Origin of the sequence: Streptomyces sp. NPDC005794 (assembly GCF_042871445.1) — a bacterium.
GTDB lineage: Bacteria > Actinomycetota > Actinomycetes > Streptomycetales > Streptomycetaceae > Streptomyces.
The window spans coordinates 468,199-485,072 of the sequence record NZ_JBIAIN010000004.1 but is presented as its reverse complement, the minus strand read 5'-3'; the positions used below and the strand labels follow the sequence as shown (position 1 = coordinate 485,072).

The 16,874-nt window shown below is 71.3% G+C and carries 14 protein-coding genes and 2 tRNA genes; 9 read left to right on the top strand and 7 right to left on the bottom strand.

Annotated elements, in window-relative coordinates; genetic code table 11:
* Positions 1 to 23 precede the first annotated feature (23 nt).
* Both ACFYQ5_RS09210 and ACFYQ5_RS09205 read right to left on the bottom strand, forming a co-directional pair.
* Positions 24 to 503, bottom strand: coding sequence for a heme-degrading domain-containing protein (locus ACFYQ5_RS09210; protein WP_389195291.1), 480 nt, complete (start codon positions 501 to 503; stop codon positions 24 to 26).
* Entirely contained in the window at positions 500 to 1,606 is a 1,107-nt protein-coding gene (locus ACFYQ5_RS09205; RefSeq protein ID WP_389195288.1) for a Gfo/Idh/MocA family oxidoreductase, read from the bottom strand. The genes ACFYQ5_RS09210 and ACFYQ5_RS09205 overlap by 4 nt, the downstream gene beginning before the upstream one ends.
* Before the next feature lie 56 nt (positions 1,607 to 1,662).
* Between ACFYQ5_RS09205 and ACFYQ5_RS09200 the strand changes: the two genes are divergently transcribed.
* The 6 genes from ACFYQ5_RS09200 to ACFYQ5_RS09175 all read left to right on the top strand — a co-directional run bounded on the left by ACFYQ5_RS09200 (position 1,663) and on the right by ACFYQ5_RS09175 (position 7,441).
* Positions 1,663 to 2,799 carry an ROK family protein gene (locus tag ACFYQ5_RS09200; RefSeq protein ID WP_389195285.1) on the top strand — a complete coding sequence of 379 codons (1,137 nt, stop codon included), beginning with the start codon at positions 1,663 to 1,665 and terminating at the stop codon, positions 2,797 to 2,799.
* 138 nt (positions 2,800 to 2,937) lie between these two features.
* Complete coding sequence (locus tag ACFYQ5_RS09195) at positions 2,938 to 3,804, top strand: hypothetical protein (RefSeq protein ID WP_389195282.1); 867 nt, start codon at positions 2,938 to 2,940, stop codon at positions 3,802 to 3,804.
* Positions 3,805 to 4,040: 236 nt separating this feature from the next.
* The gene (locus tag ACFYQ5_RS09190) at positions 4,041 to 4,835 is read left to right on the top strand and encodes an HAD-IIA family hydrolase (RefSeq protein ID WP_359464461.1); all 795 of its coding nucleotides are present in this window, start codon (positions 4,041 to 4,043) and stop codon (positions 4,833 to 4,835) included.
* A gap of 66 nt (positions 4,836 to 4,901) precedes the next feature.
* Entirely contained in the window at positions 4,902 to 5,462 is a 561-nt protein-coding gene (locus ACFYQ5_RS09185) for a hypothetical protein (RefSeq protein ID WP_389195279.1), read from the top strand.
* Between the two features lies 1 nt (position 5,463).
* Positions 5,464 to 6,138, top strand: a complete 675-nt coding sequence (locus tag ACFYQ5_RS09180) for a class F sortase (protein WP_389195277.1) — start codon at positions 5,464 to 5,466, stop codon at positions 6,136 to 6,138.
* 277 nt (positions 6,139 to 6,415) lie between these two features.
* Positions 6,416 to 7,441: a glycoside hydrolase family 6 protein gene (locus ACFYQ5_RS09175; RefSeq protein ID WP_389195275.1), complete on the top strand. Its 1,026-nt coding sequence runs from the start codon at positions 6,416 to 6,418 to the stop codon at positions 7,439 to 7,441.
* An 89-nt stretch (positions 7,442 to 7,530) separates the two neighbouring features.
* Here the strand turns inward: ACFYQ5_RS09175 and ACFYQ5_RS09170 are convergent, their stop codons facing one another.
* The 3 genes from ACFYQ5_RS09170 to ACFYQ5_RS09160 form a co-directional block, all read right to left on the bottom strand.
* Entirely contained in the window at positions 7,531 to 9,465 is a 1,935-nt protein-coding gene (locus tag ACFYQ5_RS09170; RefSeq protein ID WP_389195272.1) for a galactose oxidase-like domain-containing protein, read from the bottom strand.
* Positions 9,462 to 11,381 (bottom strand): glycosyltransferase, encoded by a 1,920-nt coding sequence (locus ACFYQ5_RS09165; protein ID WP_389195270.1) that lies wholly within the window; start codon positions 11,379 to 11,381, stop codon positions 9,462 to 9,464. The genes ACFYQ5_RS09170 and ACFYQ5_RS09165 overlap by 4 nt, the downstream gene beginning before the upstream one ends.
* 323 nt (positions 11,382 to 11,704) lie before the next feature.
* Positions 11,705 to 11,778, bottom strand: a tRNA-Lys gene (locus ACFYQ5_RS09160).
* A 178-nt stretch (positions 11,779 to 11,956) separates the two neighbouring features.
* Here ACFYQ5_RS09160 and ACFYQ5_RS09155 point away from each other — a divergent pair.
* From ACFYQ5_RS09155 to ACFYQ5_RS09145, 3 genes are all read left to right on the top strand, one after another.
* Positions 11,957 to 13,237 carry a peptidoglycan-binding protein gene (locus ACFYQ5_RS09155; RefSeq protein ID WP_389195268.1) on the top strand — a complete coding sequence of 427 codons (1,281 nt, stop codon included), beginning with the start codon at positions 11,957 to 11,959 and terminating at the stop codon, positions 13,235 to 13,237.
* Between the two features lie 37 nt (positions 13,238 to 13,274).
* On the top strand, positions 13,275 to 15,038 hold the full coding sequence (locus ACFYQ5_RS09150; protein WP_389195265.1) for an SPFH domain-containing protein: 1,764 nt from the start codon (positions 13,275 to 13,277) through the stop codon (positions 15,036 to 15,038).
* Between the two features lie 167 nt (positions 15,039 to 15,205).
* A complete protein-coding gene (locus ACFYQ5_RS09145; protein WP_389195262.1) occupies positions 15,206 to 15,796 on the top strand; it encodes a lytic polysaccharide monooxygenase in 591 nt (196 codons plus the stop codon).
* 61 nt (positions 15,797 to 15,857) lie between these two features.
* Here the strand turns inward: ACFYQ5_RS09145 and ACFYQ5_RS09140 are convergent.
* Positions 15,858 to 15,931 (bottom strand) — tRNA-Lys (locus tag ACFYQ5_RS09140).
* A 113-nt stretch (positions 15,932 to 16,044) separates the two neighbouring features.
* Positions 16,045 to 16,803 carry an IclR family transcriptional regulator gene (locus ACFYQ5_RS09135; RefSeq protein WP_389195259.1) on the bottom strand — a complete coding sequence of 253 codons (759 nt, stop codon included), beginning with the start codon at positions 16,801 to 16,803 and terminating at the stop codon, positions 16,045 to 16,047.
* Positions 16,804 to 16,874 lie beyond the last annotated feature (71 nt).

Sequence of the window (16,874 nt, the reverse complement as noted above, 5' to 3'; positions counted from 1 at the left end):
GACACCCGGCGGCCGCACCGCCCTCAGTCCCGGGGGCGCGCCGTGAACTGCTCCAGCGCCTCCACCACCAGCGCGTGGTCCTCCGCCTGCGGCAGGCCCGAGACGGTGACCGAGCCGATCACGCCCGCGCCCTCCACGGCGATCGGGAACGAGCCGCCGTGCGCCGCGTACGTGTCCAGGTCCAGTCGCGAGGACTCCTCGAACGTGGTGCCCTTCGCCCGGAACCGCGTACCGACCAGGTAGGAGCTCTCGCCGTACCGCTCCACCACCTTCCGCTTCCGCTCGATCCAGGCGTCGTTGTCCGCGCTCGAACCCGGCAGCGCGGCATGGAACAGCTGCTGGCCGCCCCGCCGGATGTCGATCGCCACGGGGGCGTGCCGCTCACGGGCCAGCGCGACCAGCAGGCCGCCCAGCGCGTACGCGTCGTCGTAGCCGAAACGCGGCAGCGTCAGCCGCCGCTCCTGCGCGATCAGCTCGGAGATGGTCGGCGCGCCGGTGCTCATGCGTGCTGCTCCTCGTCGTGGTGGGGAAGGAGGGTCACGGACACACCCTCACGGGCCGAACGCCGCGCCGCCTCCAGGACATCCAGTGCGGCGGCGGCCTGCAGCGCCGTCACCGGGTTCTCGCCCTCGCCGCGCAGGGCGGAGGCGACGGCCGCGTAGTACGCGGGGTAGTCACCCGGGAGCGTACGCACCGGGTCGCCGCCGCCGGTCTGCGGAGACTCACCGGAACCGATCCGGCCCCACAGCTGGTCCGGCTCCTCGCCCCACGGCACACCGGCCGCCGGACGCGCGCCCTCGCGCAGGGCGGCCTCCTGCGGGTCCAGGCCGTACTTCACATAGCCCGCCTTCGAGCCGAGCACCCGGAAACGCGGTCCGAGCTGCGCCGTGGTGGCGCTCACGTACAGATGTGAGCGCACCCCGCCGACGTGTGTGATCGCGATGAAGGTGTCGTCGTCGGCCGCCGCACCCGGGCGGCGCACGTCGGACTCCGCGTACACCTGCACCGCGGGCCCGAACAGGGTGAGCGCCTGGTCGACGACATGGCTGCCCAGGTCGTACAGCAGCCCGCCGATCTCCTCCGGGTCCCCCGACTCGCGCCAGCCGCCCTTCAGCTGCGGACGCCACCGCTCGAAACGGGACTCGAAACGCTGCACCTCACCGAGCTCGCCGTCCTCGATCAGACCGGTCAGCGTGAGGAAGTCGTTGTCCCAGCGGCGGTTCTGGAACACCGAGAGCAGCAGTCCGCGCCCGGCGGCGAGCGCCGCCAGCTCGCGGGCCTCGGTGGCCGTACCGGCGAGCGGCTTGTCCACGACCACCGGAAGCCCCGCCTCCAGCGCCGTCCTCGCGAGCGGGACATGGGTCCTGTTCGGCGAGGCGATCACGATCAGGTCCAGCTCGCCCGCACGCGGCCACAGCTCGTCCGCCGAGGCCGCCAGGCGCACGCCGGGGAACTCGGCGCGGGCCTGCGCCTGCCGCTCCTCGTTCGACGTGACGACCGTGTCGAGGACGAGGCCCTCGGTCGCGGAGACCAGCGGGGCGTGGAAGACGGAACCCGCCAGGCCGTAGCCGACGAGCCCGACGCGGAGAGGAACGTTGGCAGTCATGCCGACCACTTAAGCAACGCTGTTGCCAAAGTGCAAGCGATGGAGACAATGGTGCGGTGAACAGGAGCAACAGCAGGAGCGGCGGGGCGAACCTGCCGGCCCTGCGCCACCACAACGCGTCGCTCGTCCTCGACCTGCTGCGCGTGGCCGGTGAGCGGGGCATCAGCCGGCTGGAACTCGCCGAGCACACCGGACTCACCCCGCAGGCCGTCAGCAAGATCACCGCCAGACTCCGCGCGGAGGGCCTCGCCGCCGAAGCGGGCCGGCTCGCCTCCACGGGCGGCAAGCCCCGCACCGTCCTGCGACTGGTCCCGGACGCCGGATACGCCGTCGGGCTCCACCTGGACCGCGACGAGCTCACCACCGTCCTGGCCGACCTCGCCGGCACCACGATCGCGACCCGGACCTTCCCGCTCGACCTCGGAGCGCCGGCCGCCGAGGTCCTCGCCACGGCCGCCCACGCGGTGCAGACGGTACGGGCAGACGCCCCCCGGGCCGAGGACCGGCAGGTCTTCGGCGTGGGAGCCGCCCTGCCGGGGCCGCTGGACCACCGCGCCGGGGTGCTGCACCGGGTCACCGGCTTCCCCCAGTGGGACGGCTACCCGCTGCGCGACGCCCTCGCCGAACGCACCGGGCTGCCCGTCGTCCTCGACAAGGACACCAACGCCGCCGCCCTCGGCCTCGCACTGCGCGAACGCGCCGAGGCCGACTTCGCCTATCTCCACCTGGGCACCGGCCTCGGCGCCGGGCTCGTACTCGGCGGGGCCGTGCATCGCGGAGCCCGTACCGGCGCCGGAGAGTTCGGCCACCAGACCCTCCAGCTGGACGGCCCCCCGTGCGACTGCGGCGGGCGCGGCTGCATCGAGGCGCTCTGCCTCACCGCCGCCGCCCGCGGCGACATCGCCGAGGCGGCCCGAGTCCTCGGGGCGGGCGCCGCCAACCTCGTCGGACTGCTCGACATCGACCGGGTCGTCCTCGGCGGCCGTACCGTCGCCGCCCACGAGGACGCCTATGTGAGCGGGGTCTGCGCCGTCATCGAGGAGCGCGCCCGGCGGGAGGGCGTCACCACCGCCGTTCCCGTCACCGTGGCCGGCGGCGGCGACCGCCCCGTCGCCGAGGGAGCCGCCCAGCTCGTCCTCGCCCCGCTCTTCGGCCGGGCCGGCGAGGCCGAGGAACGGGGCGAACAGGGCTGATCGGGCGGATTCCTGCGACCGAACGGGCGGTGTCCACCGGTCGGCGGTGGCCTCTCCCGCGCGCGCGTGACAGCGTCGTCCGCGGCAGCCGGCAGCCCTCCGCGCCGGTCGTTCGCGAGCAGCGAAGGGTGTTCTCCGATGGGTCCCAAACCCCCCGTACGGCCACGCGACAGCCGTGTCTTCTCCACCCTCGGGACGTTCGGGCTGGCGGCCGGATTCGCCGTACCGGCCGTCCTCCTCGCCGGTACCCAGGCAAGTGCCGCACCGGCGGCCCCCACCGCCGTCGTCGTCGCCGACGACCAGCCGCCCACCTGCGGTGAGCCGGAGGCCGAGCGCTTCCCGATCGAGACCCGGATCCACGGCGGCCCGGACACCTACGCCTCCGGCGGCGGTTACGGGACCTGGTACCTCGACCTCACCAACACCACGTCCGAGCGGTGCGCGGCCATCCACCCGGTGCTGGTGCTCACCGACGAGGACCGCACGCTCACCCCCTCCCGGATCCAGCTGGAGTTCTCCGAGCGGACCGATCCGGACACCCGGCACCGCGTCGCCTGGGAGACCACGGAACGGCACGAACAGATCGGCGTCTTCGGCGGCGGCGAGGACGACGACTTCCCCGGCTTCACCGTGCCGGCGGGGGACACCGTCACCGTCCAGGTCCGGATGGCCTTCACCTCGGACACCGAGCCCGTGCGGGTCACGGCCAACGCGGCCGTCGTACAGCGACTGGCGGCGGCGGAGGAGGGTGACGGCGACTGGGTGGGGGAGTCGGACGACTACACCTTCGACATCGTCGAGGGAGCCCCCGACGGCGGTACGGACCTGGAACTCACCGGCCCCGGGACGGACACCGGCGAGGACAGCGACCCGGGAGCCTCCGAACTGGCCCGCACCGGGCAGGAGGACCAGGCGGCCGCCGCCGGCCTCGCGTCCGGTGTGCTGCTCGCCGGCGGTGTGGCCGCGCTGGCGGGGGCCCGGAGGATCCGCCGCGTACGGGACTGACTGGCAGGGCCTCCCGCGCAGCGCCACGTTCCATGCGTGTGTATCTGCCACCGTCACGTCGTGGACCTTCCGACGAACGCCGCAGGTGACCGGCCGGTGAAGATCAGCTGTCTGCGTCCGGCCGGTTCCGCCGACCGAGGCGGTCAGCCTAAAATCAGGGCGTCGGCGCTGCACAACGCGGTGTCGCCGGCGTCCAGCACCTCGAGTGCACAGCGCGTACGGCAGGAGCCCGTCACATGGCAGAGCGCAAGCCGATCGAATCCTGGCTGACCGACATGGACGGTGTCCTCATCCACGAGGGCACGCCGATCCCCGGGGCCGACGCCTTCATCAAGCGGCTGCGGGATTCCGGGCTGCCGTTCCTGGTCCTCACCAACAACTCCATCTACACCGCCCGCGACCTGCACGCGCGCCTCAAGCGCATGGGCCTGGACGTGCCCGTGGAGAACATCTGGACCTCCGCCCTGGCCACCGCGCAGTTCCTGGACGACCAGCGGCCGCGCGGCACGGCGTACGTCATCGGCGAGGCCGGACTCACCACCGCGCTCCACGACATCGGCTACGTCCTGACCGACCACGAGCCCGATTACGTCGTCCTGGGAGAGACCCGGACCTACAGCTTCGAAGCGCTCACCAAGGCGATCCGGCTGATCAACGGCGGCGCCCGCTTCATCTGCACCAACCCGGACGAGACCGGCCCGTCCGCCGAGGGCCCGCTGCCCGCGACCGGTTCGGTCGCCGCGCTGATCACCAAGGCCACCGGGAAGGCGCCGTACTTCGCCGGCAAGCCCAACCCGCTGATGATGCGGACCGGGCTCAACGCCATCGGCGCCCACTCCGAGACCTCCGCCATGATCGGCGACCGGATGGACACCGACGTGCTCGCCGGTCTGGAAGCGGGGATGCAGACCTTCCTGGTCCTCACCGGCCTGACCACGGAGGCCGACATGGACCGCTACCCCTTCCGGCCCTCCACGGTCGTCGACTCGATCGCGGACCTCGTCGACCTGGTCGACCTGCCCGTGGAGTAACCCGACCGGTCTCCAGCGGATGCGGGACGCCGCCCCACGCGTGAACCTTCCCTCAGGAGGTTTACGATGCGTTCACTGCACCTCACGTTCTGTGCCGCGGTGGTGGCCGGGACGATAGCCCTTCCCGCGTCCGCCGCACTGGCCGAATCCGAAGCAGACCCCAGGGACGAGAAACGTTCCGGAACGGTCTCCGTCAGCCCGTCCCGGGTGTCCCCCGGCGGGGAGGTGGAGCTCCGGGTCGACGTCTGCGGCAAGGGCAGGTCGGCCCGCGGCAACTCCGAGGCCTTCGCTTCCGAAGCGCGCTTCGAGCCGGCCGACGGCAAGGGCCTCGTCGCCGAGGCCCGGATCCGCTCCGACGCCGCACCCGACGACTACGAGATCTGGGTGACCTGCAAGGACGGCCACGGCAAGGCCACCGGCACGGTCACCGTCGTCCACCACGGCCGTCCCTCGCCCGTCGCCCCCGTGCGGGCCGGCGGCGGAGGCGCCGCGCTGCTCGCCGAGAAGGCCGCGGCCGATGAGGGCCCCGGTACCCGGCACGCGGTGATCGGCCTCGGACTGGGCGCCGTCGCGGCCGTCGCCGTCGCGTTCCGCAGCGCGCGACGCCGCCGCCCGGCGCAGCACTGACATGTCCGCCCCGGACCGTCCCGCCGGAACCGGACGCCTGCTGACCGGTGTCGCCTGGGCCGTACTCCTGCTCGGACTGTGGCTGTGGGGCCGTGCGGCCACCGCCGGCAACTCGGCCCCGACGACCGGTGACGTCGCGGCGGTCGGACGCCCCCTGGGCGTACCGCTGCCGCCGGCCCACGATCCGCTCGACGGCGCCGCGCCGCAGCGGGTCGAGATCCCCTCCATCGGCATCGAGGCGACCGTCGTACGGCGCGGGCTGGACGACGAAGGGGCGATCGAGCCCCCGCCGTTCGCGACGCCGGGCGCCGTCGGCTGGTACGCCGAGGGCACCGAGCCCGGTACGGAGGGCGCCGCGCTCTTCGTCGGTCATGTCGACACCGAGACGAAGCCCGCCGTGTTCTACGGGCTCAGCGCCGCGAGACCGGGAGAGAAGGTCCGGGTGAGCCGGTCCGACGGGAAGGTCGCCGAATTCACCATCGACGACGTCCAGGTCTTCACCCGGGAACGCTTCGACGCGCAGAAGGCGTACGGGCCGCGCGAGGACGGGCGGGCCGAGCTCCGGCTGATCACCTGTGGCGGTACGTACGACCACAAGACCCGTGCGTACACGGCCAATGTCGTCGTCTCCGCGTACCTGACGGCGGAGCACAGCCCGGAGAAGGACCAGCTCTGACGTCTGCCCCACAGGGCACCCCGGCCCGGTCGGCGCTCGATCCCTCTCGGAGCGCCGACCGGGCCGGTCCTCGACCGCGGTGTCCGGACCGCGGGAGTGATCCGGTCACGACGCGGGAGGTCGGGGTGTTCGTACTGAGACGACACTGTAGGCCGACGCTGTGTGGCCTCCGGCGAGTTTTCGGCAAGATGTCCTGATCCGGGCGGGAGCGTCCGGGGCCCGGATCGCTGTGCCAGGATGGATTCGACCGGCAGTGCATCGGCGCAAGGGGGAGTGGATGTACGGCAGTTACACCGGACGGATACCGGGTGCGGTGGCCGGGGCGGCCGCGATTCTGCTGCTGGCAGGGTGTTCCTCGTCCGGCGACGGCTCGTCCGACGACGGAGGGAAGGACGCACCGGCCACGGTCGATCAGCAGCCCAAGGGCGGCGACCCGTACTGGGTCAACCCCGACGGCAGCGCCGCGCGGCAGGTCGCCGCGTACGTGAAGGACGGCGAGAAGGCGAACGCCGAGCTGATCCGGAAGATCGCCGAGCAGCCCGTGGGGGAGTGGATCAGGCCGGAGAACCCGCAGGAGGCCGCGAAGGGCTTCACCGAGGCGGCCGAGCGGGTCGGCAGGGACGCGCTGCTCGTCCTCTACAACATCCCGCACCGGGACTGCGGCCAGTTCTCCCAGGGTGGGGCAGCGGACGGCGACGAGTACCGGGCATGGCTGGACGGTGTCGCCCAGGGCATCGGTGACCGCCGGGCCACGGTGATCCTGGAGCCGGACGCCCTGCTGCACCTGGTGGACGGGTGCACCCCGCAGGAGTTCCACGAGGAGCGGTACGACCTGCTCAAGGGCGCGGTCGAGCGCCTGAAGCAGCAGCCGGGGACCACGGTGTACGTGGACGCGGGCAACGCGGGATGGCAGTCGCCCGACGCACTGTTCGAGCCCCTGCAGCGGGCCGGGATCGCGGCGGCGGACGGCTTCGCGGTGAACGTGTCCAACTTCCGGACCACGGCCGCCAGCACGGACTTCGGGAAGCAGCTGTCGGCGAAGGTCGGCGGCAAGCCGTTCGTGATCGACACCAGTCGTAACGGCAACGGCCCGTACGACGGGGGCGACCCCGCGGAGAACTGGTGCAACCCGCCGGGCCGCGCGCTCGGCGAACCTCCGACGACCCGGACCGGCGAGGAGCTCGTGGACGCCTACCTGTGGATCAAGCGTCCGGGGGAGTCCGACGGTGACTGCAAGGGCGGCCCCAAGGCCGGGGACTGGTGGCCGGAATACGCGCTGGGGCTGGCCCGCGCCACGAAGTAGGCGGGCCGGCCCGGGGGTGGAGATCCGCGCCGGAGGATCAGGATCCAGGGATCCAGGGATCCAGGGATCCAGGGATCAGGGGACCAGGATCAGGGGATCTCCACCCACATGCCCTCCGAGGGTGTGCCCTCGGCGTCGGTGACGAAGAGCATGTACCAGCCGGACGGCACCAGGGCCCGGTTCTTCGGGACGGTCACGGTGATGCTGCCGGCGGACTTCTCCACGTCCAGGGCGATCGACCGCTGGTCGGTGTCCGTGACGTGTGTGACCGCACTCGGGCGCATCAGCTTCGCCGAGGCGATCGAGGGGGCGTGCCGGGTCGTGAACAGACCCGTCCCGCCACGGGAGACGCGCTTCGGCCCCGCCGTCAGTTCCGGACGCCCGTCGCGGTACAGATACGGCGGCGTGTAGATCTCGATGCGCTGCTCGAACGTGCCGGGCCGGGTGTTCGCCTCGTCGGAGTACAGCGAGTCGGAGCCGAAGATCATGACCCGGCCGTCGGGGAGGAGCACGGACCCCGAGTGGTAGTTGCGGCCCACCGCCGGGTCCGCGACCCGCCGGTAGGTGTCCGACTCCGCGTCGTACAGCCTGGCCTGCAGGATGTCCGAACCGCCGCGCCCCCGGTAGTCGTTGGAGCCGCCGGTGACCAGCAGGGAGTCGTCCGGGAGGAGCGAGGCGCTCGGATAGCGGGTGCCTTCGGAGAGGCCGGCGCCGTCTGTGAAGCGCGGGTCGTCCTCCGTCAGGTCGACCAGCCGTGACTTCTCGCTGGACCTGTCGGACTCACCGACCCCGCCCCCGCCGATCACCAGGTACCTCTCGTCCTGTGCGGGGGGCAGCCGTACGGTCGCCGAGGTCTCCATCCTGTCCGGGTCGCTGAGCCCGGGGATCTTCTCGAAGGTGTTCGACTCCAGGTCCCAGACGCCCGGGTCGCGGCCCACGTCGGCGGGCCCGTAACCGGCGTTGGAGCCGGAGTAGAAGAGCTTGCCGTTGTTCATGAGGAAGACGGCGGGATAGGTGGGGAACCTCCGGACGATGCCGGTGTACTCCCACTTCCGGGTCTCCGGGTCGTAGATCTCGTCCTTGCCCGGCACGATCTGCCCGATCTCGTCCAGCCCGGACAGGGAGAGGACCCTGCCGTCCTCCAGGGTGGTGAGCGTCGGGTACCAGCGGGCCTCGTTCATCGGGTCGACGCTGATGTACTTCTCGGCCACCGGGTCGAATTCGTAGGCCTCCTTGACGCCCTGGAAGTCCTTCTTGTCGAGGGCCAGCTTCTGCGCGATCCCGTAGACGTTGCGGCTGTCGGAGCCCGTGAGTCCCGAGATCCGGTAGTTGTCCTCGGTGCCCGTCTCGTACTTCGTACCGGACTTCTGCGCCTCGACGTAGATCCGGCCGAGCCCCGGGTCGTTCCGCAGGAACGCCCCGGTCTCCCTGTCGAAGACCTTGGTGGCCTTCTCCACCAGCACCGGGTCCTTGGAACGGTACGTCTTGCCGTTGTCCCGGCCGGTGAAGCTGGTGCCCGCGGGCAGCGTGATCGGCTTGTCCGGGTTCTCGTTGTGGACGATCATCAGGCCGCCGGCCTTGGTGACATCGCCCTCGAGCTTCTCGTACCGCTTCGTGCCTCCGGCTATGAGGAGCTTCCCGTCCGGCAGTTGGGTGTGCCCGGCGCAGAACATGTCCTTCGGTGTGGCGATGTTCTTGTAGGTGTTCTCCGCCGGGTCCCACAGCACCGACCGGAAGCTCTTCGCGTCGAAGTTCTTCTGGTTGTTGCCGGAGCCCGCGACGAGCAGCACCTTGCCGGTGTGCAGCAGTGCGGCGTGGATCGTGTTGATCCGGAATTCGGACGGGACGTCGAGGAAGTCCCAGTGACCGTTCTCCGCCTTGTAGTCCTGCTGGTTGATGGCGTACTCGTGGTAGCGCTCGGTGCTGAAGCGGTACAGCCACGGCCCGTTCGCCCCCGCGAGCGCCAGAACCACCGCCGTGCCGATCGCCAGGCGGCGGGTACGGCGGCTCGGACGGTACTTCATCGGCTACGTCCCCCAAGGGCGATCTGCACGGTGTCTTCGTTGCTCGCCCATGAGGGCTCGGCCCGAGGAGTGGGCTCGGGGGCCGGTACCGGTGGCGGCGAGGGCGGTCCCGCGCGGCGCATCTTCCGCTCGGCGCGGACCGTGTACCGCCAGCCGATGATGGGCGCGGCGGTGATCAGCAGCGCCAGACAGGCCCAGGTGAGCATCGCCGGGTGGCTGTGCCCGAGGACGAAGGACGCGGCGATCGATCCGCCGAAGACCAGGATGAAGAAGAGGTGGATCCGGAAGGTGCCCAAGAGGGTGTCCGGGCTGGACGAGTCGCCCTTGGGCGTCACCACGAACGAGCTCTTGCGTCGCAGCACCGCGTCCATCAGAGAGCGGGCGTAGACGGGTGCGGAGAGCGCGGACATCGCCATGCCGGCGAGGCCGCCGGAGCCCTCGGGCTCGTGCGGCGAGACGTTGTGGCGGCGGTTCCAGATGTAGAGGCCGATCTGGAGCGCCGAGGCGTTGCCGTACAGCATCATCCAGATCACCGGGTCGATCTGGACACCGGAGGCCCCCATGCCGAGGAACAGGGCGCAGCTCAGGGCGGCGAGGATCCAGTTCATGGCGGACATCGGGTAGAAGATGATCATCATCGTGTAGTTGAAGAGCTTGCCCGCAGGGAGCGAGAACCAGCCCTTCCAGTACTGCTTGAGGATCGTCTCGTACGTGCCCCGGGACCAGCGCAGTTGCTGGGTGAAGAAGTCGGTCCACGCGGTCGGCCCCTCGCCGACGGCCAGGACGTCGGGGGTGTAGACCGAGCGCCACTTCCTGCCGGTGAGCGGGTTGCGGTGGCGGTGGATCTCGAAGCCGGTGGCCATGTCCTCGGTGATCGAGTCGTAGAGGCCGCCGATCTGCTTGAGGGCCGAGATGCGCACGGCGTTGCTCGTGCCGACGAACATCGGGGCGCCGTAGCGGTTGCCCGCCCGCTGGATCAGTGCGTGGAAGAGGAACTGCTGGGACTCGGCGGCCTTCGTGACGAAGGTGTCGTAGTTGCCGTAGACCTGCGGGCCGATGACGAAGCCGATGTCCGGATCGCGGAAGTAACCGAGCATCCGCTCCAGGTAGTTGGGCAGCGGGATGTGGTCGGTGTCGACCGAGGCGAAGAAGTCGTACGCGTCACCGTGCGCGTCGAGCCAGGCGTTGTAGTTACCGTGCTTGGTCTTCGCCCGGTGCGGGCCCTCAGCCTGGTTCCAGTGGGCGACGCCCTTGCGGGAGAAGTGGTGCACGCCCAGCCGGGCGCAGACCTCCTTCACGGCGGAGTCGTCGCCCTCGTCGAGGAGCCAGACGTGCATCTGTCCACGGTGCCGGATCCGCACGGCGGCCTCGAGTGTCTTCGTCACCATCTCCAGGGGCTCCTTGCCCGGGACGAAGGAGGTGAGGAAGGCGACCCTCGTGCCGCTCTCCGGGATGACGGGCACCGGGTCGCGGGCCACCAGTGTGGCGTGCGCGTTCGACAGGACGTTGAGTGTGCGGAAGAGCTCGATGAGGCCGATCGACACCAGCATCACGATGTCGAGGACGAGCAGGGTGTCGTTCTGGAGGTTCGGGTCGCGTTCCGTCCAGTGCTCGGGCTGCATGAGCCACGCGAAGAGGCCCAGCGAGACGAGCGGTGCGGCGCCCAGCAGCAGGGCGGCGCGAATGCGGTGGGTCTCCTGCGAGAGGAGCGAGCGGTAGCGCACCGTGTAGGGCCGGTCGGGGTCGGGCTGGGTCAGAGGCCCGGCGAGCCGGCTGTAGTGCTCGTAGTCGTAGCGCGGCAGCGCCTGCTTCGGCTGCCGTCTCGGCCTCCCGGCGCGCGGCTGCGGAGGTAACCGCAGCTGGACCGTCCGGGCAGGGTCGTTGTGCTGCCGGTCGCCTGACGGCGTCGACGTCATGGTCATCCCCCCGCACGCAGGTCACCCTGCGTGAATTCTGCCTGTGCGTACGTCAGCGGGGTCCCCACCCCGCCCTGAAGCAGATCTTCGCTCCCCCCGGCCGGAGGACCCGTGGATCCCTCGGACGACACCAGGTCAGGTTGTCCGATACGCGGCGTGAACGCAAGGGTGAAACAGGCTGTTTACCAGCCATACGTGCGATTTGATGGAATACCGTGAAGGAGGCGCACAGGCGTGACGGAAGGCGCCCCGGGGGCGCTTCTGGGGCGGAACGGACGCAAGCGAGGCCCCTTCACGCGTGGTGAAGGGGCCTCGCTGTTGCGTGCGCCGTCAGGGACTCGAACCCCGGACCCGCTGATTAAGAGTCAGCTGCTCTAACCAACTGAGCTAACGGCGCCTGCTGACCTGGAGAACTTTACCCGACGTGCGGAGGTGTTCCTGACCAATCCCCCTCTCGCGCGGCCTGTCGGATGGTCGTTTTTTCCCTTTAGTCCGTCACCATGAGATATGTCGGGAAGGTTGAGAACGCTGAGTCACGGAAGATCTGGACGACCGCCGTGGGGAAGAGGAGTCGCATGACTGTGCCGGTCTTCGAGGAGTACGAACCCGCGGCCGACTGCGGTTGTCCGGGCTGCGCCCGACGGCGTCGTACGGCAGCCGCGCTGCCCGTCCGCCACGGCGGGCACCCGGCGGCGCACGGTGCGCGGCGGGTGCTCGTCCTGGTCACCGCGGCGGGGGTGGTCCTGTCCTGCGGGGCCGGCCAGGCCGCCGCCACCGGGCGCGACGCCCGTGCCGACACGGTGGCCGACCCCCAGCCGGGCACCCCGCAAGGCACGGTGGGGCCCCTGAACAGCGGCGGAGCCACGGGGTCGGCCGCCCCCACGGACACGGCGCAGCGCACGACGACCCGGGCCGACATCATCACCCGTGCCAAGAAGTGGGTGACGGCGAAGGTCCCGTACGACATGGCGGCGTACTGGTCGGACGGCTACCGGCAGGACTGCTCCGGCTTCGTGTCGATGGCCTGGAACCTCGGCACCAACGAGTGGACCGGCAGCCTCGCCGCCTTCGGGACGAAGATCGCCCGGGCCGACCTGCAGCCCGGCGACATCCTCCTCTTCCACAACCTGGCCGACCCCTCGGTGGGGTCGCACGTGACGGTCTTCGGCGGCTGGACCGACCACACGCACAGTCACTACCTGGCGTACGAGCAGGCCCGCCCGAACGCGCGTGAGGCGACGACGCCGATGGCGTACTGGACCAACTCCTCGCAGTACGTGGCCTACCGCTACAAGGGCATCGTCAGCGGCGCGAGCGGCAGTGGCTCGGCCACCGCGTTCCCCGGGTCCGGGACGTTCGGTCCCGGGGTGGACAACGCGTACGTCACCCGGCTCGGGCAGCTGCTCATCGCCCAGGGCGGCAAGCGCTTCTACGAGCAGGGCGCGGGGCCGCGCTGGAGCGACGCGGATAAGAGGGCGACGCAGGCGTTCCAGCTGGCGCAGGGCTGGAAGGGCGAGGACGCGGACGGCATCCCCGGTCCGGGCACCTGGAGCCTGCTAATCCAGGGCACCGGGCACAAGATCCCCGCCGCCGGGTCCGGCGGCACCCCGAGCGGGACCGTGGCGTACCCGGGGAAGGGCTTCTTCGGACCCGGGCTGTCCAACGGCCACGTCCAGCGGCTCGGTGCCCAGTTGCTGAGCAAGGGATACGGAGAGCACTACGCGACGGGCCCCGGCCCGCGCTGGACGGAGGCGGACCGCCGCAATGTCGAGGCGTTCCAGCGGGCGCAGGGCTGGAGCGGGAGCGCGGCCGACGGATACCCGGGGCCGGAGACATGGCGACGGCTCTTCGCGTGACGGCTGAAGTGACGGAACGGACATGACGGAGGCGGGAATGCGATCCACGGAGAACGTACGGGGCGAGTGGGACGAGCTGGGCGAGCGGGACGCGCGGGTGGTCCTGCCCGGGCCCGGTGCGGGGGACGCGCAGCGAGAGGCGCCGGCCGGGGTGCCGCCGGTGGCGGAGCCGGAAGAGGCGAGGGCGCCTGTCGGGGCCGCGGTGGAGGTGCCCGCGGTGGGGGACGACGACATCCCGGCGGATCTGGGGCCGGCCCTGGACGCGGTGGCCGTGGTGGGCCCGACCGCCCCGGCCGTCGGCAGGGTCCCGGCTCACATGGGCCTGGATATGGACCTGGACGTGGGTTCGGACCCGGCGCCTGCCCCGGCCTTGCCGGACCTGGAGCCGGCTCCACGCCTGGAGGTGCCGGCTCTGGAGCAGGAGCAGGTGGACCCGGAACCGGACCCGGCGCCCGGCCCAAAGCCGCTTGACGTGGACCCGGTGTCCGCCCCGGGGCCGGCCCCGGAGGAGGTCGCCGACGCGGTCCCGGAGGCGGAGCCCGTCCCGGCGGGGCTCGGGAGCGGGCCGGAGGACGGGCCGCCGGATCTCCGGAAGCCCGTGTCCGGCGGGGTCCCGCTGTCCACCGGCGAGGGGCGCGCCCCGGCGGCGCTCACCGGCGGGGCCGCGAAACCGGGCGCCTGGTGGGGTGCCGGTCCCAGGCGGCCCGTCATCGCCACCGAGACCACCGCGCCCATCCCCGTACACCTGCTCTTCCGCGACGACGGCCACGACGGCGAGCCCGCCGGTACGGGCGGCACCGCTGCGGGGAGCGGCGTCGAGCGGAGGCCCGCCGACCGCCGTCCGCCGCCGCCGCGTTCCCCTCGGGTGCAGGGACCCACCCGGCCCGCACCCCTCGCCGACCCCCGGCTCACCGAGCGGCCGGGACCCGTCCTGCCCGGCTGGTCCGCGCTGCTCACCTCGGCGGCGGGGGCGGTCGCCGTGCTCGCCGTACTGGGGTGGCACGGCGCGCTGCCCGCCGCCGTGACCGGCCGCCTCGGACTGGGCGCGCGTCCGTACCACGGCATCGGCACCGGGACCTGGGCGCTGCTCGCGCTGCTGGCGGCCGTGGCGCTGTTCGCGCTCTGCGGTCTCGGGCGGGGCCGGGCCGGACACGCCTCCGTGCTGACGCTCTTCGGCGACTACCGGGGCAGCGCCCGGCGCACCGGCCTCCTGTGGATCTCCCCGCTCCTGCGGCGCCGTCGGATCGACGTACGCCTGCGGCACTGGCGCAGTGAGCCGCTGCCCGCCGTGGACGCGAGCGGCACCGCACTGCGGGCCGTGGTCCTCGTCGTCTGGCGGGTGAAGGACACCGCCCGGGCCACGCTCGGTGTCGCGGACCACGAGAGGTATCTGGGCGACCAGGTGGAGGCGGCGCTGGCCCGAGTGCTCTCGCAGCTGCCCGCAGACGCCTTCCACGAGGACACCCGCACCCTGCGCGACGCGGAGGCGGTGGGGGACGCGCTGACCCGGATGGTGAAGGCGGACTGCGTGCCCGTGGGCATCGAGGTGTACTCCGCGCAGCCGACCAGGATCGAGTACGCCCCCGAGGTCGCGGCGGTGATGCAGCGGTGCCGGGTGGCCGCCATCGACGCCAGGCACCGTGACGGAGTGCTGACCTCCGTGGTCGACGCGGTCGACGACACGGTCGGCCGGCTGACCGCGCGCGGCATCGTCGAGCTCGACGCCTACGAACACAAGGCCCTGGTCAGGGATTTGACCGTGGCCTTCTACACCGGCCGGAGCGGCGGAGAAGGGGTCTGACCGCTACCGGTCGCACGGGGGACGCGCCGAAACCCGGTGCACATGGGGATGGACATGTACATGCCTTGTCAATAATCTGGACTTGGTCTAGACCGCAAAGGTGCGCGCGCATCACAGCTCGGATCATCCCCAGAACATCCCCCCACGTTCTCGAGGAGCGACACAGCATGCGGAAAAGGGCAAGCGCGGCCGTCATCGGCCTGGCGATAGCGGGCGTCTCCATGTTCGCGACCGGCAGTGCCAGCAGCCACGGCTACACGGACTCACCCATCAGCCGTCAGAAGCTCTGCGCCGACGGCGCCGTCACCGGCTGCGGCAACATCCAGTGGGAACCGCAGAGCGTCGAGGGCCCCAAGGGCTTCCCGGCGGCAGGACCGGCGGACGGCGCGATCTGCGCCGGCGGCAACAGTGGTTTCGCTCAGCTCGACGACCCGCGCGGCGGCAACTGGCCCGCCACCCAGGTCACCGCCGGGCAGGGCTACAGCTTCCGCTGGCAGTTCACCGCCCGGCACTCCACGAGTGACTTCCGCTACTACATCACCAAGGACGGCTGGGACTCCACCAAGCCGCTCACCAGGGCCGCCCTGGAATCGCAGCCCTTCATGACGGTGCCGTACGGGAACCAGCAGCCCCCGGCCACCCTCACGCACCAGGGCGCCATGCCGACCCAGAAGACCGGGAAGCACGTCATCCTGGCCGTCTGGAACGTCGCGGACACCGGCAACGCGTTCTACGCGTGCTCCGACGTGAAGTTCTGATTCGCGGCACAACGCACAGTGGGTGGTCTCCCCGGAGGGAGACCACCCACTGTGGTGTCTGTGCGCCGTCAGGGACTCGAACCCCGGACCCGCTGATTAAGAGTCAGCTGCTCTAACCAACTGAGCTAACGGCGCCTGCTGACTCGAAAATAATACCTGGTGCTCAGGGGTGCTGATGACACGTGCCCGCCGGACCGGCGGTATCCACGCGTGGCGTAGGCCACAGAGCCGGGCTCACGCGTCGCGGCTCAGAGGGCCAGTGACAGGAGGACCGGTGCCGCGCGCCGGTTCAGTGTGGCGGCCGCGGCCCGCAGCCGGTGCGCGTGCTCGATCGGCAGGGAGAGGGCCAGGCATCCGGCCGACGAGCCCGCCGTCAGCGGAACGGCGGCGCACACCGTGCCCACGGCGTACTCCTGCAGATCGAGCACCGGTACCGTCGCCGGCTGGCTGTCCAGCTTCGAGAACAGCACCTTCTCGTTCGTGATCGTCCGCGAGGTGAGCCGGGCGATCCGGTGCCGGGCCAGATGGTCACGCCGGCCGTTCTGGTCCAGCTGGGTCAGCAGGCACTTGCCGATCGCGCTGGCGTGCGCCGCGGAACGGAAGTCCACCCACTCGTTGACGGCGGGCGTACGGGGGCCGTCGGCCACCTGCGTCACCCGGATCTCCCCGTCGACGTAACGGCTGACGTAGACCGCCGCGCCGACCGAATCCCGCAGCTGTACCAGCGACTGCTGGAGCTTCGCTTCCACGGCCCGTCTGCGGGCGGCGCCCGAGCCGAGCTCCAGGAGCGAGGAGCCGATGATGTACGCGCCGTCGGCGACCTGCTCGACGTATCCCTCGCGGCGCAGCATCAGCAGGAGGGGCCTGAGGTGCCCGGTCGGCAGCCCCGCTTCGCGGGAGATCTGGGTGTCGGTCACCCCGCTGCCGTGGGTGGACACGGATTCGAGCACACGTAAGGCGTACTGCACCGAATGGAACGGCGCCTTCGGCTCGGGCTTCAACGCCACGGTTCCCCCCTTTAGGGCATGTGCCAGGTCGTGACCGTAAGCTCACGACCCACGATAGTCGCCACGTGGCC

Excerpts from the sequence above, each read along its gene's own strand:
- ACFYQ5_RS09210 (WP_389195291.1), bottom strand. The coding sequence starts at position 503 with ATGAGCACCGGCGCGCCGACCATCTCCGAGCTGATCGCGCAGGAGCGG.
- ACFYQ5_RS09205 (WP_389195288.1), bottom strand. The coding sequence starts at position 1,606 with ATGACTGCCAACGTTCCTCTCCGCGTCGGGCTCGTCGGCTACGGCCTG.
- ACFYQ5_RS09195 (WP_389195282.1), top strand. The coding sequence starts at position 2,938 with ATGGGTCCCAAACCCCCCGTACGGCCACGCGACAGCCGTGTCTTCTCC.
- ACFYQ5_RS09190 (WP_359464461.1), top strand. The coding sequence starts at position 4,041 with ATGGCAGAGCGCAAGCCGATCGAATCCTGGCTGACCGACATGGACGGT.
- ACFYQ5_RS09185 (WP_389195279.1), top strand. The coding sequence starts at position 4,902 with ATGCGTTCACTGCACCTCACGTTCTGTGCCGCGGTGGTGGCCGGGACG.
- ACFYQ5_RS09180 (WP_389195277.1), top strand. The coding sequence starts at position 5,464 with ATGTCCGCCCCGGACCGTCCCGCCGGAACCGGACGCCTGCTGACCGGT.
- ACFYQ5_RS09175 (WP_389195275.1), top strand. The coding sequence starts at position 6,416 with ATGTACGGCAGTTACACCGGACGGATACCGGGTGCGGTGGCCGGGGCG.
- ACFYQ5_RS09170 (WP_389195272.1), bottom strand. The coding sequence starts at position 9,465 with ATGAAGTACCGTCCGAGCCGCCGTACCCGCCGCCTGGCGATCGGCACG.
- ACFYQ5_RS09165 (WP_389195270.1), bottom strand. The coding sequence starts at position 11,381 with ATGACGTCGACGCCGTCAGGCGACCGGCAGCACAACGACCCTGCCCGG.
- ACFYQ5_RS09155 (WP_389195268.1), top strand. The coding sequence starts at position 11,957 with ATGACTGTGCCGGTCTTCGAGGAGTACGAACCCGCGGCCGACTGCGGT.
- ACFYQ5_RS09150 (WP_389195265.1), top strand. The coding sequence starts at position 13,275 with ATGCGATCCACGGAGAACGTACGGGGCGAGTGGGACGAGCTGGGCGAG.
- ACFYQ5_RS09145 (WP_389195262.1), top strand. The coding sequence starts at position 15,206 with ATGCGGAAAAGGGCAAGCGCGGCCGTCATCGGCCTGGCGATAGCGGGC.